Here is a 19,859-nt window from a genome sequence, read left to right on the forward strand (position 1 = left end):
GGCGTCCCGTCCCCCCCTGCGCGAGCTGCCAGACGAGTCGGTCGGGATGCTCGGCCGGGCCACACGCGCTCGCCCCGGTGGCGCCACTGGGGCGGCCGGTGGCGCGTGTCCCACGCAGACCAGCAAGTTCTTGCCGTCAGACTGCCAGGGCGCGCTTGTCCGGCTTACCGCTCGGCCCCACCGGGACCCGATCGATCTGCTGGATCGTCTTCGGGGCAGCGGCCTCCCCCAGCGCCGCCACCACCCGCGCCCGCAGCCGTACGGCATCCGGCGAGTGGCCGTCAGCCGGCACCAGATACGCGTGCACCGCCTCTCCGGTGACGTCATCGGGCCGGCCGACCACGTACGCCTCGGCGACTGCGGGGTCGGCGGCGAGGGCGCGTTCGATCGGGCCGGCGTACACCAGGTTGGCGTTGACGATGATGACGTCCCGTACCCGGCCGATCAGGTGCAGGTAGCCGTCGGCGTCCAGCCGGGCCAGGTCACGGGTGCGAACCCAGCCGTCGACGAAGACATCGGCGGTCTCGGCCGGGTCCGCCCAGTAGGCGCCGGCCTGCGGCGGCGTCGATTGTGGACACCTACGTCCACTACCTGCGACGCGAGCTGCTCGCGAACGCGCTGACCCATACTCCCGCCGGAGGCCGGATCGAGGTGACCCTACGGCCGGCGACGGCTGCGCCGAACTCGTGATCGCGGACACCGGGGAAGGCTTCGACCAGGCGGACGCCGAGCGCATCTTCGACCGGTTCCATCGCGGCAAGGGTGCCGGAGACCGCCGCTTCGGACTGGGGCTGGCCCTGCTGCGGGAGGTCGTCACGAGTCACCACGGCACGATAGCGGCGACCGGCCATCCGGACCGTGGAGCGCGCTTCACGGTGCGCCTTCCGACGACGCGATCGAGCACCGGCCCGGGTGACGCCTCGCTGGTCAAGCGCCTGCTGGGTCGGTCGGCGGCCCGCTGATCCACCGCGGCTCGCCTCGTCCGTCCGCTCGATCGCCTGGTCGAAGGCGGGCGGATGCCGGTGCCCGCCACTGCGCCGGCCGACTGCCGCTGCCGATCGCCTCGTCGCGGCCAGCAGGAAAGGCACGGGTGTCCGGGCAGTGGCGGGTTTCCGGCGTGGATGGAGTGGTGTTACGGCAGACCGCGGCAACATCGGGTCGTCGACGTACGGCCCGTGAGTCCCTGCATTCAGCCCCGCCCGTTGTCGACCGGGCGGCGATCCCCCGATCGGCAGGAACTCGCGCTCATCCGCTCGATTCCCCTGACCAGCACCATCCTTTCCATACATATGATGGAATATCCGCTGCTCAATCCTGCCGGGAGACAGCCGGAGAGATCAACGAACAAACGATTTGCTTTTGCCGCGATTTGATAGTCTTTTGGCTATGGTTCGATCCGTTCCTGAGCGACGGCGCCTGGAGCCAAGCCTGCGTCAAATGCGGCTTTTTCTGATACTTGCGGAGGAACTCCACTTCGGCCGCGCCGCCCAGCGCGCCTTCCTGACGCAGCCCACACTCAGCCAGCAGATCCGGGCGCTGGAGGATCGGCTGGGAGTCGACCTGGTGCAACGCTCCTCCCGTCAGATCGACCTCACCGAGGCGGGACGCGCGCTGGTGCCCCAGGCCCGTCGCCTGGTCACGGCGATGGCCGACCTACAGGCAGTCGCCGATGTTCACGCCCGACGACTGCACGGCTGCCTGAGAGTCGGCGCCATCGGTGGCGAGGCGTTCATGCCCTACGTCATCGACATCCTTGCCGAACTGTCTGCCCGGCATCCCGGCGTTGACGTCGAGATCCGTTCGGTCAACCTCGTCGAGCAGGTCCACGCGCTGCCACGTGGAGAGATCGACGCCGCGTTCCTACGTCCACCGCTGCCTGCTGGTTTCCGGGGCCTCCATCTGTCAACTGAGCCTCGCGTCGCCTGTCTCCCCGCCGATGATCCGCTGGTGGACCGGGCGCCACTGACCCTGGCCGACCTCTCCGACCACCTGGTGGTCGACGTTCCGATCCCCGAGTTGCGGGCGTGGTGGGACTTCTGGACGGTCAACCCCCGCCCGGACGGCAGCCCTGTCCGCTACGGGCCCGTGGCTGGTGACATGGACGCGTTGCTGTCGGCCGTCGCCCGTGGCCAGGCCATCGCCTTCCTGCCTGCCGAGGCTCGCCGGGACTACTCGCGCCGTGGCGTCGCCTACGTTGACGTCATCGACCTTCCACACTCCACCGCAGCCCTGGCCTGGCTCCCCAATTCTGATAATCCGCTGCTCACCGCCCTACTGCATGCGGCACGTTCGGTGCTGCAGCGCAAGACCTACGGGCTCGACCGACCGAGTAATCCAGAGCAGCCCGAAGAGGGCTCTGCGCCTGAGGCCGACCGTCACCGGACCGCGTCCTCACCTACGAGGTCGAGCGCGGACAGCGTCACCACGCGCGGGGCGACCGGTCAGATGTGGACGGAGAAGCCGCCGCCGCTGTGACCGCCTGCGTCGGTGTACCCGCCAGACCCTGATATGCCGGAGCCGTACGACGGTCCGGTGGCCCAGTACGGCAGGGCCGGTTCGCAGGGCGCCGGCCGGCCGCCGGCAGCGGCCGCCTCGCGGAGACGGTCGCGCTCGTGGCTCTCCGGCGGGAGCCTGTCGGCGTACGCGCGCAGGCGCCGGCCGTCCGGATCGATCGCGTCGTACCGGTCCCACTGCCGGGTCAGGAACAGGAACACGGGTGTCCAGCGTTCGTCCGCGGGGACGAGCCCGGTCTCCACCACCACCTCGACGGCGGTCCGGCTCCCGTTCGCCGCCTCCCGGCACACCGTCTGCGCCTGCCGCCCGGCAGCGATGTCACGCAGGGTCGGTCGGCACGCCGCCCGCACGTCGTCCGGCACCCCCACCTCGTCCAAGACCCGCAGCAGGTTGTCGGTGCGCCAGGCCAGTTCGGCCTCGTCACCGGCGCCGAGGCCGTACTCGCGCAGCCGTCGCCCGTCGGGATCGACGGCGCGCACCCGCTCCCACTGGCGGGTCAGCACCAGGAACAGCGGCTCCTTGGCCGGATCGGCGGGCAGGTAGCCGGCGCAGGCGGCGATCCGAGTCGCTTCGGCGAGGACACCGATCGCCGTCGAGACCGTGTCGATGCCCATGGCCAGGCGGCAGATCTCCTCCCGGGCCGGACCCGGCCCCACGCCGTGCAGCAGGTTCCACGCGATCTGGCGGGCGCGTGCGTTCCGGTGGTCATGCCCGATCAGGTGGTACAGCAGTCCTTTGACCAGGTTCCGCTGGTCGAACCGGTTCACCAGATCGGGCCGCCCGCGCAGCACCATGAGGATCGCCAGGAGCGCGGGGGTATCGGGATCGGGTGGACGGGGCAGATGCCGATTGCCGAGCAGAAGCGTCAGCAGGGCCGTCGGGGTGTGGCCGTCGTCCTCCCACAGCGGCCGCACCCCGATGTTGGCCAGCCTGCCACCGGAGAACGTCGACCGAGCGCCCGTCAGCGCGGCGACGAACGCGCGCTCAAGCGCGGTCAGCAGGTGCGGCTCGTCGGTGCGGGCCAGCAGGTCGGTGATGCGGGCCCGGACCCGCGGGTCGCTGGCCGACTGCGTCAGGGCCACGACCTGCTCCGCGACGTACTCCCCCTCGGGCGAGGACATGTTGGCCACCAGGCGGACTGGTGGCACGTGCCGGGTGTCCGGATCGGGGCCGAGGAGAAACCGCGCGAGAGCGGGCGACATGTCGATCCGGGGGTCGTCCGACGCCTGATCGTGGTACCTGTCCCACACGTACTGCCAGATCCGCTCCCGGTGCTCGGGGCTCCTCCGCCACAGCCGCCCGAGCTTGCGCCCGGCCTGCCAGCGGGCGGCCGGGTCACGGCCCTCAAACAGCGTGTCAACCAGCGTGCCGAGGTGGATCCGGGCCGCCGGGCCGGACAGCGGGCCGCCGGCACCCCGCCCCGCCCATGCGGTCGCGAGCCAGCCCACCGGCCACCAGGCATGGCTGGCCAGCCACCCGATGTCGTCGGCCGCCATCGCACCCATCCATCCATGATGCCTGCCACGGGCCGTCGGCGAACTGGCAGCGGAACTGCCGATCAGTCGGCCCGCGGTGTCCCAGCATCTGAAGGTGCTCAAAGACGCGGGTCTGGTCACCGACCGGACAGCCGGCACCCGCCGGGTCTACCGGCTCAACCCCGCAGGCGTAGCCGCCCTACGCGACCAACTGGACGCGTTCTGGAACCGCGCACTGGACGGCTACCAGGACGTCATCGAGCAGCAGAACGAGGAGCAACCATGACTCAGCCAGCGGATGCGGTGGTACGTCGACACGTCGTCGTGAATGCGCCGCTTGAACGGGCCTTCACGGCGTTCACCGAGCGGTTCGGCGACTTCAAGCCACCGGAGCACAACCTGCTCGGCTCACCGATCGCCGAGACCGTTCTCGAGCCGAAGATGGGCGGCCACATCTACGACCGCGGCGTCGACGGCACCGAATGCTGCTGGGCGCGGGTCCTCGCCTACGACCCGCCAGACCGGATCATCTTCAGCTGGGACATCAGCCCCCAGTGGCGCATCGAGACCGAACCGGGAAACACCAGCGAGGTCGAGATCCGGTTCGTCGCCGAGACCCCGCAACGCACCAGGGTGGAGCTGGAACACCGGCACCTCGACCGGCACGGCCCCGGGTGGGAATCCGTCCGCGACGGCGTCGCCCACGACGAAGGATGGCCGCTCTACCTCAACCGCTACGCCGCCCTGTTCATCGCGGAGGGCTGACCATCGCCACGCCGTGCGCCACCCGGCATCCGCGCCGGAGCAGTCGTACTGGCCGGACCCATGACGATCGGCACTGTGCTGGCCGGCGACTCAGGCGATGTACTGAGCTCGCCGGAGCGTTCCGGTACCCGGCAGGAAGAAGGTTCGCGTGGTTTTCTGGGCGGGCGCCGTCGGGGCCGCGCTGTTCGTGCTGGTGTTCCTCGTCGACGGCTGGCGCCGGCCGAACTACTCGCCCGTACGCCATCCGGTCAGTGCCTTGGCGCTCGGCCGGCGGGGCTGGGTCCAGACAGCGAACTTCCTCGTCTCTGGCTCCGCGATTACGGCCGGGGCTCTCGCAATGGTCTTCGTGGGGCCGAGCGCCCTGACCGGTGTGGTCCTGACCGCGTTCGGGCTCGGCCTCGTCGCCTCCGGGGTGTTCCGGATGGACCCGATGCTCGGATATCCGCAGGGTGCTCCAGCAGGGATACCCGAGCGGCACAGCACCCCGCACCGACTCCACGACCTCGCCGGTGCGGTCGTCTTCCTGGCCTTGCCCCTCGCCGCGGCAATCGGTGCGTTCACGCTGCCGGGGACGGCCTGGAAGATCATCTCGGGCTGTGCCGCGGTCGCCCTTTTCGTCGGCTTAGGCCGGTTCAGCAGGGCGTGGGAGGAGGTGTCACCGCGGCTCGGCCTCATCCAGCGCGCCGTCATCATCCTCGGATGGGGCTGGCTCGCCGCGCTCTTCAGCGCGCTGGCACTCGGGCTCAGCTAGTACGCCGACAGCACCAGCGCCTGCGGCCTCAGGGCCGGGTGCCGCCCGGCCGGCCGCGGCCCGCACCGGAGGCCCGGTGACCGACGCGCGGAGCCCGTACCACCGAGGAGTTGCCCGACCCGGGGCGGAAGTCCCGCGCCGCGCTGGCAACCATCTCGTCGGGATCGCGACCCAGCGCCTGCCGGATGTGCGGCGGGACCACCTCCGACCTCGCCATCGCCATCCGTACCTGCACCGAACGGTCGTCAACCAGGCGTAGTAGATCCGCCTCGTCCAACTCGACCGCCAGCACCAGCGCGGCGCGGACGTCCACCACAGGATCCTGGGCGAGTGCGCTGCGCTGGGCGGCGGTGGTACGGGAGTTGCGGGCGAGACCCTTGCGCACCCGCGCGGTGCGATCGGCCATCAAGGCGGTGATCACGTCGGGGTTGTGGGTGTGCGTGGCGAGTCGTTCCCGTACCTCGGGTGAGACGTCGTCGACCAGCCGCGCGGCCAGCTCGGGCTCCAGTTCGCGCGTCTCCGCGAGGAGACCGCGAAGCTCCTTGTCGGGGGCCTCCACCATCACCCGGCGAATCGACTCGTCGCAGGCCGGGTTGCCGGCGACCGCCCAACGGACCCACCGGTCGGCGTCGGCGACGAGTAGCCGGAGATTGGCGATCGAGGTCGAGGGGTTTCTCGCCACGGCCTCCCGGACGTCACGATCAGCGTCCCGGGTCAGCGGTCGCAGCGCCTGCGCGGGGGCGTCGGTGCGGGTCGCGACCGTCTTACGGACCACGGCCGACGAGTCGGACGCCAGGTCGATGAGGGTCATCTGTGACGTCGTCGGGTCCTGCGCCAGGGCGAGCCGCGCATCCACGCCGCCACCCGTCGCACCGTCCGCGGCGGCACCTGACCCACCGTGACCGTTGGACCCGCCGACGTCCTGTTGTTTCCCCATGGGCGCCATCATGTCACGAGCCGACCGGCGCAACCGCGAGCCCTGACCAGCGCTCCGACGGTGGTCGAAGCGTCACGCATCCGTCGCCGCCGTTGAGTAGAGGTACTCAGCGCGGGCACCGTCCCCGGCCTCAGGTGTGGGCGCGTCGGCGTCGACAGGATGTCGTCATGGCCGAGTTGCCGCACCCACACATCGTTCTGCGTCCCGCCCCGCCGTTGCCGGCCGTGGCCGCGCGCGGCCGGCAGGCCGCGCTGGCGGCCCTCGGCCGCATCGTCGCCGCGCTGATCCGGCTCGCCGGTCGACACCCCGCCGGATGGCGGTGGATGGCACGGCGGCACCACCCCGTTCTGGACAGGCTGGCCGCGGCGAACGCCCAGGCGGTCTGCGTGCGGGCCGCCCGGCAGGTCCCCGCCTACCGAGCCTTCCTACGGGCCCGCCCGACCGGTGCCCGCCACCGGTTGGCTGACTTCCCGGAGACCGACAAGCACGGCTACGTGATGGCCTACGACGCCGCCGCTCGCTGCTGGCAGGGGCGGTTGCCCACCCGCGGGGTGGTGGTCGACGAGTCGGCCGGTTCGTCCGGGCGACCGTTCAACTGGCCCCGCGGGAACCGGGAACTGCGCGCGGTGCACCGGGACATCGCCGGCTACGCCGGGCTGGTCTTTCCGATGCGCCGGCCGTTCGTCATCAACGCCTACTCGATGGGTGCCTGGGCGACCGGGACGACGACCGGCGCGGCGATGGCCCGGATCGCGGTGGTGAAGAACACCGGCCCGGACCTCGGAAAGATCGTCGACACGCTCCGCGAGTTCGGCCCCGACTTCGACTACCTGGTCACCGCCTACCCGCCGTTCCTGAAGCACCTGCGGGACCGGCTCGACGCCGGAGGCTTCGAGTGGGGGCGGTACCGCATCTTCGCCAACTGCGGCGGCGAGGGGATGACCGAGGCGCTACGCGACTACCTGGAGCAGCGTTTCGCGCTGGTCCGCTCCGCCTACGGGGCCTCGGACCTGACCATCGGCATCGGCGCGGAAACTCGGTTCACGGTGTGGCTGCGGCGGCGGTTGCAGACCGACCGCGCGCTGCGGGCCGAGCTGCTCGGCGCCGACGAGCAGCGGCTGCCGATGGTGTTCCAGTACAACCCGTTCGCCACCTACCTGGAGACCAACGAGCAGCGGGAGTTGATCTGCACAGTCACCGGTGACGTCCTTCAGCCCCGGCTGCGCTACAACATCGGGGACGAGGCGCTCCTCGTGCCGTACCGGCGGATCGTCGAGCTGGCGCACACCGACCCGGTAGGCCGGGCCGAACTCCGCACCGCCGTCTCCGTCGAGCGGATGACCCTGCCGGTACTGCTGCTGTTCGGCCGAAGCGACGCCACGGTCTCCTACCTGGGGGCCAACATCTACCCACCGGACGTCGAGTACGGCCTCTACGCCGGAAATCCGCACGCCGCCGAGATCAACCGCTTCTGCCTGGCCCTGGTCGAGGACGCGGCGCTGGAGACCCGGCCGGTGATCCACCTCGAACTGCGCCGCCCGCTGGCCGGCCCGCAGCGCGAGGCGCTTGCCGCCGCGTGCCGCGGCGGGGTGCTCCGGCACCTCACCTCAGTCTCGCGGGACTTCGCCCAGTCCCTCGTGGAGGATCCGACCGCCGGTGACCTTCGGGTGGAGCTGCACGAACCCGGCAGCGGCCCGTTCGCCGGCGAACAGAAGATCAAAAACACTTATCTGGTGAGGTGACGATGCGTACCCATGACTTCTCCCGCGCTCCCGCGCAGGCCCGCGCCGGCGCCATGTTCATCGGCGGAACCCGCTACACCAACCCCCTGGTGCTGCTGCGGTTGGCTCCATCCTGGTTCCGCATGGTCCGGGACATGCGCCGGATGTCCGGCTACTGCTGGCACACCGTCTACTGGCAGTTCCCGTTGACGCTCGGCACGATCGCGTTCTTCACCGACCGCGACGCGATGCTGCGCTTTGCCCGTACCCGCCATCACCGCCGGTTGATGATCTGGCTGACCGACGGCACCCGCAACGCGACCGCCGGTTTCATCCGGCTCTACAGCGCCGCACCGGACGGGTACTCCAACGGCGCGTGGCGGGCCGAGAGCCCTGAGATGGGACACATCACCACCTTCACCCCGCTCGGTGCGGAGACGACCGGGCCGGCGGTCCGTCGGTGAGCACCGGCCCACACCGGTTCGAGCGGGTCACCGGCCGCCGCGACCTGCGGGAGTTCCTCGCATTCGGCAACCGGTTGTACGCCGACGAACCGCGTCACGTGCCCACACCGAGGCAGCAGATCCGGCGGTGGTGGCGGGACGGCACGCCGCTGTACCTGCTGCGCGACGCCACCGGCACGGTGGTCGGACGCACCACGCTGCACACCGACGCGGCCTTCGACGCCAAGCTCGGCCGCCGGTACCAGCTCTTCGGGCTCACCGAATTCACCGCGCCGGCCGCCCGACCGCTGTTCGACGCGATCTCCGCGCACGCCGACGCCGACCGGGAACTGCTCTTCGGCCCGGTGGCGCTGCTGCCCAACCAGGCCGGCGGGGTGATCACCTCCGGGTACGCCGAGCGGGGCTTCGTCGACAGCGCCTGGAACCCGCCGCGATACGTGGCCGCCTACGAGGCGTACGGATTCCACCGCCGGTTCGAGTCCGACACCTGGATCTGCCCGGTGCCCGCCCCGGCGCAGCCGGTACCGCCGGGGCGCACCGAGCCCGACGGCGCGCGGATCGAGCTGCACCGGGGCGATGTCCGGCGGCTCGACGACCAACTCGACCTGCTGCGCGCAATGCTGAACGCCTCCTTCGCCCAACTCGGCTACTACACCCCGATCTCCGCCGGGCAGCTGCGGCGGCAGACCGACGGGCTGGCGTACCTGCTCGACGAGTCGCTGCTGCTCTACCTGACCCGGGACGGCCGGCCGGTGGCGTTCGTGCTCTGCGTACCCGACATCAGCGAATTCCTGGTCGCGGTCCGCGGCGACCTGCACCCGGTCAACCAGATGCGGCTGCTGGCCACCCGCCGCCGCTACCGGCGGGAAGCGGTGCTGATCGTCAAGGGCGTGCTCCCGCAGTACCAGGGACGCGGCTACCAACGGCTGCTCGCCGCGCATCTGCACCGCAACCTGCACGCCGCCGGCTACACCACACTGCGCAGCACCTACGTCGGGCGGGACAACCCGGCCTCGGCCGCCCAGTACCGGCGGCTCGGCGGTCAGCCGCTGCACGGGTACACCTTCTACGCGAAGGAGCGATAGGTGGACATCGCCGCGTTCCGCGCGCTTGAGCCGTTGTGCTGGCGGGCCCCGAGCGCGCACAACACCCAGCCGTGGCGGCTGCGCTACGAGCCCGGGGCGATCCGTGTCGGGTGGGACGCGGACCACGCGCTGCCGGCCGCCGACCCCACCGGCCGGGACCTGCGACTGTCCCTCGGCGCGTTCGTCGAGACCTGCCTGATCGTCGCGGCCGACGCCGGCCTGCGGCTGGAGTACGTCGCCGACTACGACGACCAGCACCGGTGGGTGGGTCGGCTGCGACCCGCCCGGCACCGCTACCCGACGCCCTTCCGCACCAGCGAGGTGTGGGAGCGCCGTACCGACCGGGGCAGCTTCGCCGACGCTCCGGAGGCCGACGCGCTCGCGGCGGTGGACGCGGTCGCCCGGCAGGCCGGCGGCCTCGTCCGGGCCGTGCCGGACGCCGGCCGCGTCGGTGCCCTGCTGCGCGCCGCCGACCGGCGACTGTACGCGGACCCGACGATCGTCGCCGAGCTGCGCCACTGGCTGCGGCTGGATCCGGCGCATCCGGACTACCACGCCGACGGGCTCAACGACCGCTGTCTCGCGCTGTCGCGGCCCGCCGCAGCCGCGCTGCGCGCGGCGCTGGCCGCGTACCCGGTGCTGCGGCCGCTGGGGTTGCCGAGGCTGCTCGCCGCCGCCGACGACCCCCTCGCGCGCGGCGGCACCGTGCTGGTCCTCGTCGCACCGGCAGGCCTCGACCGGCCCGGACAGGTCGAGTTCGGGCGGGTGCTGATGCGGGGCTGGTTGACCTTGCACACGGCCGGGCTGGCGGCGCATCCGCTGAGCCAGCTCATCGACGTCGCCGCCACCCGGACGGCGCTCGGCGCGCTGCTCGACGTGGCACCGGACCGGCTGTTGCACGTCGCCCGGGTGGGCCGCCCCACCCGGCCGGCGCCTCACTCGGCGCGCCGGTCACCGCGACGGGATCGGCTGTCCGAATGAGCGATCTCGCGGTGGAGAGGTTCGAGCGGTAAGCGGCACGAGGAATGTTCGCCGTCGCAGGCCGGCTGGGGACATCGACACACCGCACTAGACGTCGAGACGGATGATCGCGGCGGCCTCGGCCGGGCTGACGCCCTCGGCCTCACCGGGCACGTCGATGACGACGTCCGTGCCCTCGTCGAACAGTTGAGCGTCGGCCGTGTGCTGCGCCGCGACCGCCGCGTACCTCAAGACATCGTCAGTGGGCACACGTGCGTCACCGGTGCGTCCCGCGTTGCGGCGGACCAGGACCTCGTCGACCACCCGGAACCGCAGCACCGTCACCGGGCGACCGTGCTGGCGGGCCCAGGCGATCATCCTGGCCCGCGCGGGTGGCATCACGTTGGTGGCATCGACCACCACGGCAAGGGCCGCCGCCAACCGCGCCGCGACGCGCAGGTCCATCTCGCCGAACACCGCAGGGTCATCGCCGACGTCGACGCGCGCCCCGAACAGTTCGTTGCGGATGCTGTCACAGGAGACGACACCGTCAGCGTCAATCCGGCCGCGCTCCACCCAGGCCCGGGCAAAAGTGGACTTGCCTGCGGCCGGCGGCCCGACCAGCAGGATCAGGCCGGCCGGCACGCCGATGTCACCTCGCCGGCCGCCCGGATCGGAAGCGTCAACCATGGTCGACTCCTACCTCCCGACGGCATGGTCCGTCAACGGGCAACATCCGCTCGTCGGCTTTCCTGGGCAGGCGGGGCCGACCCCGTGGCGCCCGGTAAGCCGGACGGCCGCTCCTCGCCGCGCGGCACGACGGCGCACGGCCTAACCGGACCTGGCTGCAAGATCGACTTCCCGCTGCGACTCGGACTCCGTCTGCTCGACCCGGGACATCGCCCAGCGCAGGATCGGCGGACCCACCACCGACGTCACCACCGCGATCAGCACGATGACGGTGTAAGTGGCGATGGACAGCACACCGAGCCTCAGGCCGGCGGTGGCGATCACCACCTCGACCACGCCACGGGCGTTCATGCCGGCGCCCAACGCGATGCCCTCCCAGTGCGACAGCCTGCTGGCGCGTGCCCCAAGATAGGCCCCGACGAACTTGCTCACGATCGCCACCAGCAGCAGGGCAACTGCGGTGACCAGCACCTTCGGGTCGGCCAGCGCGGTCAGATCCATCCGCAGCCCGGCGGTGGCCAGGAACAGCGGAGCCAGGACGCTGAGCACCACCGTGCGCAGTGGGACCAAATCCTTGAGCAGCGACCGGCCGGGCCGCGGGTCCGCCGGCTCCGCCGCCCGGGCCTGGCCGACCAGGATGCCGCCGATGAACGCGCCGAACATCGCCTCCATCTGCATCGCCTGGGTGGTAGCGGCACCGAGCAGAATGACGATCACGGCGACCGTGCACCGCGGACCGCCGTCGCCCGCCCGGCCGGCCAGCGCGAGTGCCCAGCGCACCAGCGGCCGGCCGATCAGCAGCGCGGCCACCAGCAGGGCGACGACGTGGAGCAGCGACAGCGAGACGGCGTCGGCGCGTACACCCGTGGTCGCCGCGGCTGAGACCACCGAGAGCAGGAACCAGCCCGCCGCGTCGTCCACCATCCCGGCGACCAGCGTGAGCTGGCCCACGTCCCGGTGCAACAGACCCATGTCGGCCAGCGTCTTGGCGATCACGGGGATCGCCGTCACGCACATGGCCACGCCGAGGAAGAGGGCGAAGACCGCACGCTCGGTGTTCTCGGTAAGCAGTGCGGTGGGCACCAGAAAACCGGCCCCGATACCCATTGCGAGCGGCAGCAACAGGCCCCCGAGACTGATCTTCACCCCGGCCGCGCCACGTCGGCGGAGCATTGTGAGGTCGAGTTGCACACCGGTCACACCGACCAGCAGCAGCACGCCGAGTTGGCCGACCGCGTCGAGCAGGTGGAGCTGCCCGGCATCCGCGGGCAGCACCCAGGAGAGCAGGCCGGGCGCGAGCTCGCCCAGCAGCGACGGGCCGAGCAGCACGCCGGTCAGCAACTCCCCGACGAGCGCGGGCATACCGATCCTGACGGCCAGCCGTCCCAAGCCGAGCGCGACGAACAGCAGCAGGGACACCTGCAGAAGGAAGACCAGCAAGGTATGCGGGTCGAGGCTGGGCAGCGGGCTGGCCATCGTCATCATCCTGTTGGTCGGGCCCCGCGACGCCCTCGTCCGGCGGCCGGCGTAGGTGCCTGGCGCAAGCTCAGCGCCCCCGTTCGACGCCCGAGCCGGGCGGGGTCGCGTCACGCCACGACGGCCCGGGCCCGGGTCGGCGGATCGCGTGGCGCAGCACCCGGCGTACCATCGCGGGCCGCATGAGGGCCTGCGGAGGGTCCATCAGGCCGGCCACCCGCATGAAGCCGTTGGTCACCTCGGGATCCTTGGTGGCGGCGTACTGGAGGCGTGCCATGTAGGCGTTCCCGATCCGCACCTTGAGGTTGCGCCGGCCTTCGACGCCGGGAAAATCGAGATCGCCACCGGCGGAGATGTCCCACGGCGTGTCGACGACCCGGGACAGGTCGGCGAAGAACCGGTGCGGCTCCGGCGGCCGGCCCAGGCGCAGGTGCGATCGCAGGGTCATCGCCTGGATGGCCGCCACGCTCATGCCCTGGCCGTAGACCGGGTTGAAGCTGCAGAAGGCGTCTCCGACGACGAGCAGCCGGGCAGGGAAGCGCAGCAGCCGGTCGTAGCGGCGACGGACGCTGGCGGGAAAGCGGAAGGAGACCGCCTCGTCGAGCGCCTCGGCGTCGCGTACCGCCTCGTACACGTCTGCGACCGGCAGGGAGCGGACGAACTCCAGGAACGCATCCGGGTCCGTGGGCGGGTAGTCGCCGAGCACTCCGGTCAGTGACAGGATGCAGACGTCCGGCGCGACCTGTCCGAAGAACGCCCCACGCGGGTGGGCCGGGGAAGCCACCGGGTTGATCGACTGCACCCCGTCGAACATGTCCGGCCGGATGCGGTAGTGCCGGGTGGTGTAGGCCAGCCCCACCTTGACCCGCTCCTCCTCCGGCCGCTGGAACCCGAGCTCGTCGAGCCACGCCGGGGTACGGGAGCCGCGCCCGGTGGCGTCGACGACCAGGTCGGCGTCGAGCACCTCCGTCTCGGCCTGGTCGGTACGCCGCCGCACCCGTACGCCGACGACCTGCTCGTGGTCGCCGGTGGTGACCAGGCCGAGCACGTCGCACTCCTCGACGAGGGTCACGTTCGCTGTCGCGGCGACCCGGTTGCGAACGTGGTTCTCCAGGACGGGACGCGGGGCGGTGACCGAGACGAGGCCGGTGCGGGCCGGCTGGATCCTGCGGCCGTTGAAGAACCAGCGCATCTCGCCCAGGTCACCGGTGGGCACCCCGGCATCGCGCAGCTCCTGCGTGAGACCGGGGAAGAGCTCCTCGAGGATGAGGTGTCCCCGGGCGTGCAGCCCGTGGGCGTGGACGGTGTGTGGCGCTCCCCGGCGCGGGGTGCTCACGCCCAGCACCCTGTCGCGTTCCACGACGACGACCTCTGCGTACGATTCGGCCAGGACCCGGGCGGCGAGGACGCCACCCATGCTGCCGCCGAGCACGACGGCGCGGGCTCCGAGTTGAGTCATCGACACGTACCTTCCTGATGGGTGGGCCTCGCCGGTCTGCCGGACGACGACGGCCGGCCGGTGCGCCGTGGCGGGTCTGCCGGCACGGGCGTCGTCCACGGGGCTACCGCCAGCGTCGTCAGCGCCGCCGGCCGAGGCATCTCCGTACGTGCGGCCCCGGCCGGCGGTTCAGGAAGGGTCCGGCACGGGCGGGCGCCGAAACAGGAGCAGCACGACGACGAGCAGCGCGATGCCGTCGATGACCAGCAGCGCCGCCCCGAACGGATCGACGCCGTGGGCGTGGGCGGTGGGCGGCGGCGCGGCCGGCCCGTCGGTGACGCCGACGGTGAACCGGGCGATGCCGGAGACGACGCGCCCGTCGACGGAGACGACGTGGTAGGCGACGGCGATCTCGGCCGGGCGGTCGAGGACGATCGCCTGGCTCAGGCCGTCGTCGCCGTCCGGGCTCACCGCCCCGGTGTCCAGGCGCGACGACCCGTCGTCGTACACGGCGATGTGGGAGCGGGCAAGGTCCGGCCGTCCCGAGACGCGGATCTGGACCGCCGCCGGTGCCGCGGTCACCACCGCGCCGTCGGCGGGGACGACCGAGACCACCTTCAGCGGCGAGTCGGCCGACGACGCGGAGTCGACGTGGGCGGCGAAGGCGAGGAGCGCCACCAGCGCCGCCACGGCGACAGCGGCGACGGCGTAGATACGGGCCGGGGTGGACATCACCGGGCGGCTAGTCACCCAGGGCCGCGACCGGCCGCAACGTCCGGGCCCGCCCGCTGCCGGGAGCACAGGTGCAGGCCATCGAGGCACGCTCGGCGTCGCTGGGCCGAAGGTGCAGGTATGCGGCGATGAGCATGGGGATGAACACGACCGAGTTGTAGAACAGGTGCAGCTCCACCCGGGGAACGACGAGTTGCAGCACGCTGGTCGCGACGGTGGTGCCGGGGAACCGGAAGGAGCTGTGCGCCTGGACGAGCAGCAGCGCGTGCTCGATGTGGTGCCAGAACTGGAGGGCGAGCGCCACCGTCCACCACGCCTTGGCCCGGCCGGTGAAGCCGGGGCGCAGCAGGAAGAGGCCGACCAGCATCACGATCGCGTAGCCGTAGTGCAGCCACTCCGAACTCACCAGCCAGGGGAACGGCATCCCCAGCACGCCGCGGGCCTCGGGCCGTTGCCAGCCGAGCACCCAGATCTGGTACGCCTGGACGAGGTGCTCGGCCCAGTGGGCGACCACGATGAGCATGTAGACGGTCAGGGCGGTCCGGTGGAAGCGGCCGTTGAGGGAGGACAGCAAGCCGGTCCAGGTCCCAGTCGGCGTGATGGTCATGGATCCTCCAGAGCGATGACGATCGACTCTTTTGGGCCACAGTAGACAGTTTGGTTCCCGAGGGTAACTCCCAGGTTGCCGAAAGTGATCGCGGGTGCTGTTACTCCCGCTCGCGCAGACGGACGCTGAGCCCCTTGCCCTCGAACTCCTTGCAGACGAACGCCGGTTGGCGGGGCCGGCTCAGCGTCGGCTCGTAGCGGTAACCGATCTCGGCGAAATCCGTGACCGCCTCGGGCTGGTCGATCCGGTTGGTCAGCATCCAGCGGGCGAACGCCCCACGCGCGATCTTCGCGTGCACCACCACGAACCGCGGCTCGCCCGTCTTCGGATGCACGGTCAGGAAGCGCGGGCTGACGAACCGGTCCCGGTCCAGGAACCGCGTGACGGTCCGGTGGTACTCCGCCGCCGCCAGGTTGACCACGGTCCCCCGCTGCGGCAGGCAGCCGGCGATCCGGTCACCCCAGAAGTCGTACAGGTCGGCGTAGCGCGGATCGGGCAGTCGATAGCCCATTTCCAGCCGGTACGGCCGCACCGCGTCGTGCGGGCGCAGGATCCCGTAGAGCCCGGAGAGGATCCGCAACCGCTGGTCGGCGTAGGCCCGGTCAGCCTCGGAGAGGTCGCACGCGCGTAGGCCGCTGTAGATGTCGCCGGCGAAGCTGTCCATCGCGGGCGACTGCCGATCCGGCTCGACGCCCCAGTCGGCGAGCAGCGTGCGGGTCTTGGCGGCCAACGCCGGCGAGATCTCCATGACGGCCGCGAGTTGCTCGACCGACAGCGTCTTCAAGTAGCCCGCCAACTCCTCGGCAGGGCCGCGCAGCGCCGGCTCGGTCAACGCGCGACCACCGGCCGGGGCCGGCCGCATCACCTTCGAGGTGTGGATGAGGACGATCATCACTTTTCGATCAACTTGAGCAGCTGTTTGAGGATCCGCTTGAGCTCGGCCTTCTTCGCCTTGGCGTCCTTCATGTCGTAGAAGTACGCCATCCGACGGCCGTCGGCGTAGTCGCCTTCGAGCAGTTCGCTGTCGATGTTCACCACCAGCGGGTTGTGGAACACCAGGTGGACACGCTCCTTCGACCACAGGTTGAACGTCACCAGGTACTCACCCTGGTAGGCGAAGGACGGTGCCTTCCACTTGACCTGCTCGACGATCTTGGGGTTCACCGACTTGATGCCCTCGCGGAGCAGCTCGACCTCGGCCTTGAACGGGTGATCGAGCTTCTCCATGAACGCATCGACCTCGTCGGTCCGGTTAACGGTGTTGTCGACCTTGCCCACGTTCGCCTCCGCATCGACGTCGATACCCGCGGTGAGCATACCGAAGTCGGAGCGCGACGATCGCGACGCCAAACCGACCACGCCGGGCCGGTGGTGCGACGACCGCGCTGTCGCCGCACCACCGGCGGTCACCGGATCAACCTGCCGCGCGGTGGACGAAGTCCTCCAGGGTGGTGACGACCTCCGACCGGTTCTCCCGGTGCCGCACGCAGTACCGCGTGGGGTACCAGCCGCCGGTCTGCCACGCCTGCGGCTGCTTGATCGGGAAACATCCGCCGGCGCTCTCACCCGAGACCACGCTGCGGAACCAGTCGTGGGTCACCATCGGCTCGTAGAACGTCAGGCGGCCACCGTAGGAGCCGTAGATGAAGGTGTGGGTGAAGGGCTCACCGTTGATCTCGGGCCCCGTCAGGTCGATCAGGTGGTTGCCCATGCCGGGCTCGACGGCGCTGAAGTCGCTGTAGTCGGCCGGCAGATACTGCGCGGGCAGCGGGAGGCGACCCACCTCGAAGTCCTCGCAGTCGACCAGCATCCCGCACGGACCCGGCCGGATGGCCATCCGCTCCTCGTTGGAGGTGAGGTAGAAGTGCACGTCGAAGTGGGGGCGGTCGTAGATGTGCTCGGGCAGGTGCCCCGCCGGGTTCCAGTTCGTCAACACGTACTGGAAGGGGGTGTCCACCTCGTCGCGGAACTCCTTGCTGAGCTGCAACGGGAATTCGTACCCGCCGGTGCACTCGGTGTGCGGATCGGTCTCGCCGTCCTGGTTGACATCGTGGCACCAGCGGCCCTCGGTCGCCGGGTGGCTCGGCAGCCCGTCCAGCGCGTCCTCGGTCATGGACAGGCCGATCGTGTGCGGCACCCCGTCGCGGGACTGGGTGAACGCCCGGATGGTGCCGTTCCCCAGCTTCGTCGACTCCCCGTACGAGGCGCAGACGCCGGGGTAGGAGGAGGTGCGACGGAGCAGCGAGTTCGCCACCGACCTCGGCACCTTGGCGGTGACCTCGAAACCGCCGCTCGCGGACGGCGCGACACAGACGTCGACCTGCCGCCAGCGGGCCGAGACGGGGTTCGGGGTGATCACGATGACGAGGGCGAGCGCGAGCACGGCCACCGTCGCCGCGGCGGCGGTGCGGATTCTTCGACGCGGCATGGCAACTTCCTCAGTTCGTCGGGCCGACGGGCCCGGGGTGGTCCTGCGTCACCCCACACGCGGGGTGACGGCTGGGCGGGTCCTGGCGGTGCCCCCCGGGGCGACGCCCGGGCGGGTGCGAGCCGGGACGGCTCGCGGGAACGGCGTCAGGGAGTCGGTGGGGCCTCGCCCGGCGACGGCATACCGGGATGACCTGCGCCGGTCGGCGGCAGGCCCCTGAGTCGGATGGCGAGCATGAGCGCCACCGCCAGGAAGAGCACGAAATTGATCAGGCTGGCGCCGTGCAACGCCTCGGTGAACGCCTCCCGGGCAGAGTCGAGCAACTCGGCCGCCACCGGCTCCGGCAGGGTCTCCGCCACCGCCACGGCGCCGACGATGCTCTCCCCCGCCGGCACCGCGGCCGGCGCGGACACCTCGGCCGGCACCTGCACCGCGGAGCCGTAGACGGCACCGGCGACGCTGCCGAGGATGGCCACCCCCAGCGCGACGCCGAGTTCCCCGCCGGTCGACGAGAGCGATCCGGCCGCGCCGGCCTTCTCCGGCGGGGCCGACGACATCAGCACCGCGTTGGCCAGGGTCGCGCTGGGGCTGCCGCCGACGTACATGACGACCAGGCCCACGAGCAGGGTGGCCAGGCCACCGCTGACGCTGACCTGCGTGACGATCAGCGCGCCGACCGCCGCGAGGAGCATGCCGGCGGAGAGGACGTAGGCGGGTCGTACCGTCCGGGCGACGGCCGGCCCGACGTTGCCCCCGATGATCATCGCGGCTGCCGGGATGAGCATCCACAGGGCCACCTTGAGCGGGCTCAGTCCCGCCACGAGCTGCATGTAGAGGGTCGCCACCAGACCTGTTCCCGCGGTGATGAAACCGAACGCCAGGCCCAGCATGATGATGGTGTTCACCATCGGGTTGCGGAACAGCGCCAGGTCCAGCATCGGCTGTTCGAGATGCCGCTGGCGATGCACGAACATCAAACCGAAGGCGAGTCCGACGAGGATCGTGCCCCCGGCGCCGGCGTCCCAGCCGGCGCGCGCGACCTCCTTGAGGCCGTAGACCACCGGCAGTAGCGCGGCCAGCGAGAGCAGCGCGCTGAGCAGGTCGAGCCGGCCGGGCTGGGGATGCCGCGACGCCGGCAGCAGCCCGGGCCCGACCAGCAGCAGCAGGGCCATGACCGGAACGCCCAGCAGGAAGATCGAACCCCACCAGAAGTAGTCGAGCAACAGACCGCCGACCACCGGGCCGAGGATCACCCCGAGCATGATGGCGGTGCCCCAGATCCCCATGGCGGCGCCCATCTGGGCCGGGTTGGGGAAGAGCTGGCTGATCAGGGCGAGCACACACGGCATGACCGTCGCCGCCGAGATGCCCAGGAGGGTGCGCGAGACGAGCAACATCTCGATCGAGGTCGAGTACGCCGCCAGCAGCGACGCGACCAGAAAGCCGACGGCACCGCCGAGCAGCACGTTCCGGTGCCCGATCCGGTCGCCGAGAGTGCCCATGAGCACCAGGAAACCGGCGATCACGAAGCCGTAGATGTCGGTCACCCACAACTGCTGGGTGGCGCTGGCCCCCAGGTCGGTGGCGAGCGTCGGGAGCGCGAGGATCAGGACGCTGATGTCCACCGTGGTGAGCAGGGTGGGTAGGCACAACACGGCGAGCGCGAGCCACTCCCGACGGCCCGCCCGGGCTCCCATGTCAACTGTCGTCACGTTGCGGTCCTTCTGTCGAGGGGGATGACCTGTACGAGGTCGCGGATGGCGTGCGGTCGCGGCCCGGGCGGTTCCGGTCGGTCAGCCGTGCCTGACCGGGCCTG

At 71.1% G+C, this 19,859-nt stretch carries 21 protein-coding genes; 9 read left to right on the plus strand and 12 right to left on the minus strand.

The annotated features are described in order from the left end of the window. Window positions 1-136: 136 nt before the first annotated feature. On the minus strand, window positions 137-700 hold the full coding sequence (locus BMY89_RS20075) for an AMP-binding enzyme (protein ID WP_232521435.1): 564 nt from the start codon (window positions 698-700) through the stop codon (window positions 137-139). On the opposite strand from BMY89_RS20075, the gene BMY89_RS20080 reads away from it, so the two are divergent. Both BMY89_RS20080 and BMY89_RS20085 read left to right on the plus strand, forming a co-directional pair. Beyond that, window positions 687-962 (plus strand): sensor histidine kinase, encoded by a 276-nt coding sequence (locus tag BMY89_RS20080; RefSeq protein ID WP_092381577.1) that lies wholly within the window; start codon window positions 687-689, stop codon window positions 960-962. The two genes, BMY89_RS20075 and BMY89_RS20080, sit on opposite strands and share 14 nt — an antisense overlap. A gap of 475 nt (window positions 963-1,437) precedes the next feature. Beyond that, window positions 1,438-2,475, plus strand: a complete 1,038-nt coding sequence (locus tag BMY89_RS20085) for a LysR family transcriptional regulator (protein WP_198414050.1) — start codon at window positions 1,438-1,440, stop codon at window positions 2,473-2,475. On the opposite strand, the gene BMY89_RS20090 is transcribed toward BMY89_RS20085, so the two are convergent. Next, on the minus strand, window positions 2,442-4,019 hold the full coding sequence (locus BMY89_RS20090; RefSeq protein ID WP_092381579.1) for a hypothetical protein: 1,578 nt from the start codon (window positions 4,017-4,019) through the stop codon (window positions 2,442-2,444). The genes BMY89_RS20085 and BMY89_RS20090 overlap by 34 nt on opposite strands. Before the next feature lie 13 nt (window positions 4,020-4,032). On the opposite strand from BMY89_RS20090, the gene BMY89_RS20095 reads away from it, so the two are divergent. The 3 genes from BMY89_RS20095 (at window position 4,033) to BMY89_RS20105 (ending at window position 5,505) form a co-directional block, all read left to right on the plus strand. Next, entirely contained in the window at window positions 4,033-4,275 is a 243-nt protein-coding gene (locus tag BMY89_RS20095) for an ArsR/SmtB family transcription factor (protein ID WP_092381580.1), read from the plus strand. After that, entirely contained in the window at window positions 4,272-4,754 is a 483-nt protein-coding gene (locus BMY89_RS20100; protein ID WP_092381581.1) for an SRPBCC family protein, read from the plus strand. Before BMY89_RS20095 ends, BMY89_RS20100 begins: the two co-directional genes overlap by 4 nt. Before the next feature lie 148 nt (window positions 4,755-4,902). Beyond that, on the plus strand, window positions 4,903-5,505 hold the full coding sequence (locus tag BMY89_RS20105) for a DUF998 domain-containing protein (RefSeq protein WP_092381582.1): 603 nt from the start codon (window positions 4,903-4,905) through the stop codon (window positions 5,503-5,505). A gap of 28 nt (window positions 5,506-5,533) precedes the next feature. On the opposite strand, the gene BMY89_RS20110 is transcribed toward BMY89_RS20105, so the two are convergent. Continuing rightward, window positions 5,534-6,442, minus strand: coding sequence for a hypothetical protein (locus BMY89_RS20110; RefSeq protein ID WP_092381583.1), 909 nt, complete (start codon window positions 6,440-6,442; stop codon window positions 5,534-5,536). A gap of 167 nt (window positions 6,443-6,609) precedes the next feature. Here BMY89_RS20110 and BMY89_RS20115 point away from each other — a divergent pair, with 167 nt between their 5' ends. From BMY89_RS20115 to BMY89_RS20130, 4 genes are read left to right on the plus strand one after another with little or no spacing between them, the layout of a single operon-like run. After that, window positions 6,610-8,184: a phenylacetate--CoA ligase family protein gene (locus tag BMY89_RS20115; RefSeq protein WP_232521436.1), complete on the plus strand. Its 1,575-nt coding sequence runs from the start codon at window positions 6,610-6,612 to the stop codon at window positions 8,182-8,184. A 2-nt stretch (window positions 8,185-8,186) separates the two neighbouring features. Then, a complete protein-coding gene (locus BMY89_RS20120) occupies window positions 8,187-8,627 on the plus strand; it encodes a DUF4188 domain-containing protein (RefSeq protein ID WP_092381802.1) in 441 nt (146 codons plus the stop codon). Continuing rightward, entirely contained in the window at window positions 8,624-9,712 is a 1,089-nt protein-coding gene (locus BMY89_RS20125) for an N-acetyltransferase (RefSeq protein ID WP_092381584.1), read from the plus strand. The genes BMY89_RS20120 and BMY89_RS20125 overlap by 4 nt, the downstream gene beginning before the upstream one ends. Further along, a complete protein-coding gene (locus BMY89_RS20130) occupies window positions 9,713-10,693 on the plus strand; it encodes a nitroreductase family protein (protein ID WP_092381585.1) in 981 nt (326 codons plus the stop codon). It begins immediately after the preceding gene. Between the two features lie 87 nt (window positions 10,694-10,780). On the opposite strand, the gene BMY89_RS20135 is transcribed toward BMY89_RS20130, so the two are convergent. From BMY89_RS20135 to BMY89_RS20175, 9 genes are all read right to left on the minus strand, one after another. Continuing rightward, the gene (locus tag BMY89_RS20135) at window positions 10,781-11,317 is read right to left on the minus strand and encodes an ATP-binding protein (RefSeq protein WP_198414052.1); all 537 of its coding nucleotides are present in this window, start codon (window positions 11,315-11,317) and stop codon (window positions 10,781-10,783) included. 186 nt (window positions 11,318-11,503) lie between these two features. Next, entirely contained in the window at window positions 11,504-12,838 is a 1,335-nt protein-coding gene (locus BMY89_RS20140) for a cation:proton antiporter (RefSeq protein ID WP_232521437.1), read from the minus strand. A gap of 70 nt (window positions 12,839-12,908) precedes the next feature. Beyond that, window positions 12,909-14,297, minus strand: coding sequence for an FAD-dependent oxidoreductase (locus tag BMY89_RS20145; protein ID WP_092381805.1), 1,389 nt, complete (start codon window positions 14,295-14,297; stop codon window positions 12,909-12,911). 168 nt (window positions 14,298-14,465) lie between these two features. Beyond that, complete coding sequence (locus tag BMY89_RS20150) at window positions 14,466-15,008, minus strand: copper resistance protein CopC (RefSeq protein ID WP_092381586.1); 543 nt, start codon at window positions 15,006-15,008, stop codon at window positions 14,466-14,468. A 10-nt stretch (window positions 15,009-15,018) separates the two neighbouring features. Then, window positions 15,019-15,615, minus strand: coding sequence for a hypothetical protein (locus tag BMY89_RS20155; protein WP_092381587.1), 597 nt, complete (start codon window positions 15,613-15,615; stop codon window positions 15,019-15,021). A 100-nt stretch (window positions 15,616-15,715) separates the two neighbouring features. Further along, window positions 15,716-16,507, minus strand: coding sequence for a YaaA family protein (locus BMY89_RS20160; protein WP_092381806.1), 792 nt, complete (start codon window positions 16,505-16,507; stop codon window positions 15,716-15,718). Further along, entirely contained in the window at window positions 16,507-16,932 is a 426-nt protein-coding gene (locus BMY89_RS20165) for a DUF1801 domain-containing protein (protein WP_232521438.1), read from the minus strand. The genes BMY89_RS20160 and BMY89_RS20165 overlap by 1 nt, the downstream gene beginning before the upstream one ends. A gap of 97 nt (window positions 16,933-17,029) precedes the next feature. Continuing rightward, the gene (locus tag BMY89_RS20170; protein ID WP_111313859.1) at window positions 17,030-18,043 is read right to left on the minus strand and encodes a hypothetical protein; all 1,014 of its coding nucleotides are present in this window, start codon (window positions 18,041-18,043) and stop codon (window positions 17,030-17,032) included. Window positions 18,044-18,189: 146 nt separating this feature from the next. Continuing rightward, window positions 18,190-19,755, minus strand: coding sequence for an MFS transporter (locus BMY89_RS20175; RefSeq protein ID WP_092381590.1), 1,566 nt, complete (start codon window positions 19,753-19,755; stop codon window positions 18,190-18,192). Window positions 19,756-19,859: the final 104 nt, after the last annotated feature.

The sequence above is a fragment of the Micromonospora phaseoli genome, assembly GCF_900109115.1.
Lineage (GTDB): Bacteria > Actinomycetota > Actinomycetes > Mycobacteriales > Micromonosporaceae > Micromonospora > Micromonospora phaseoli.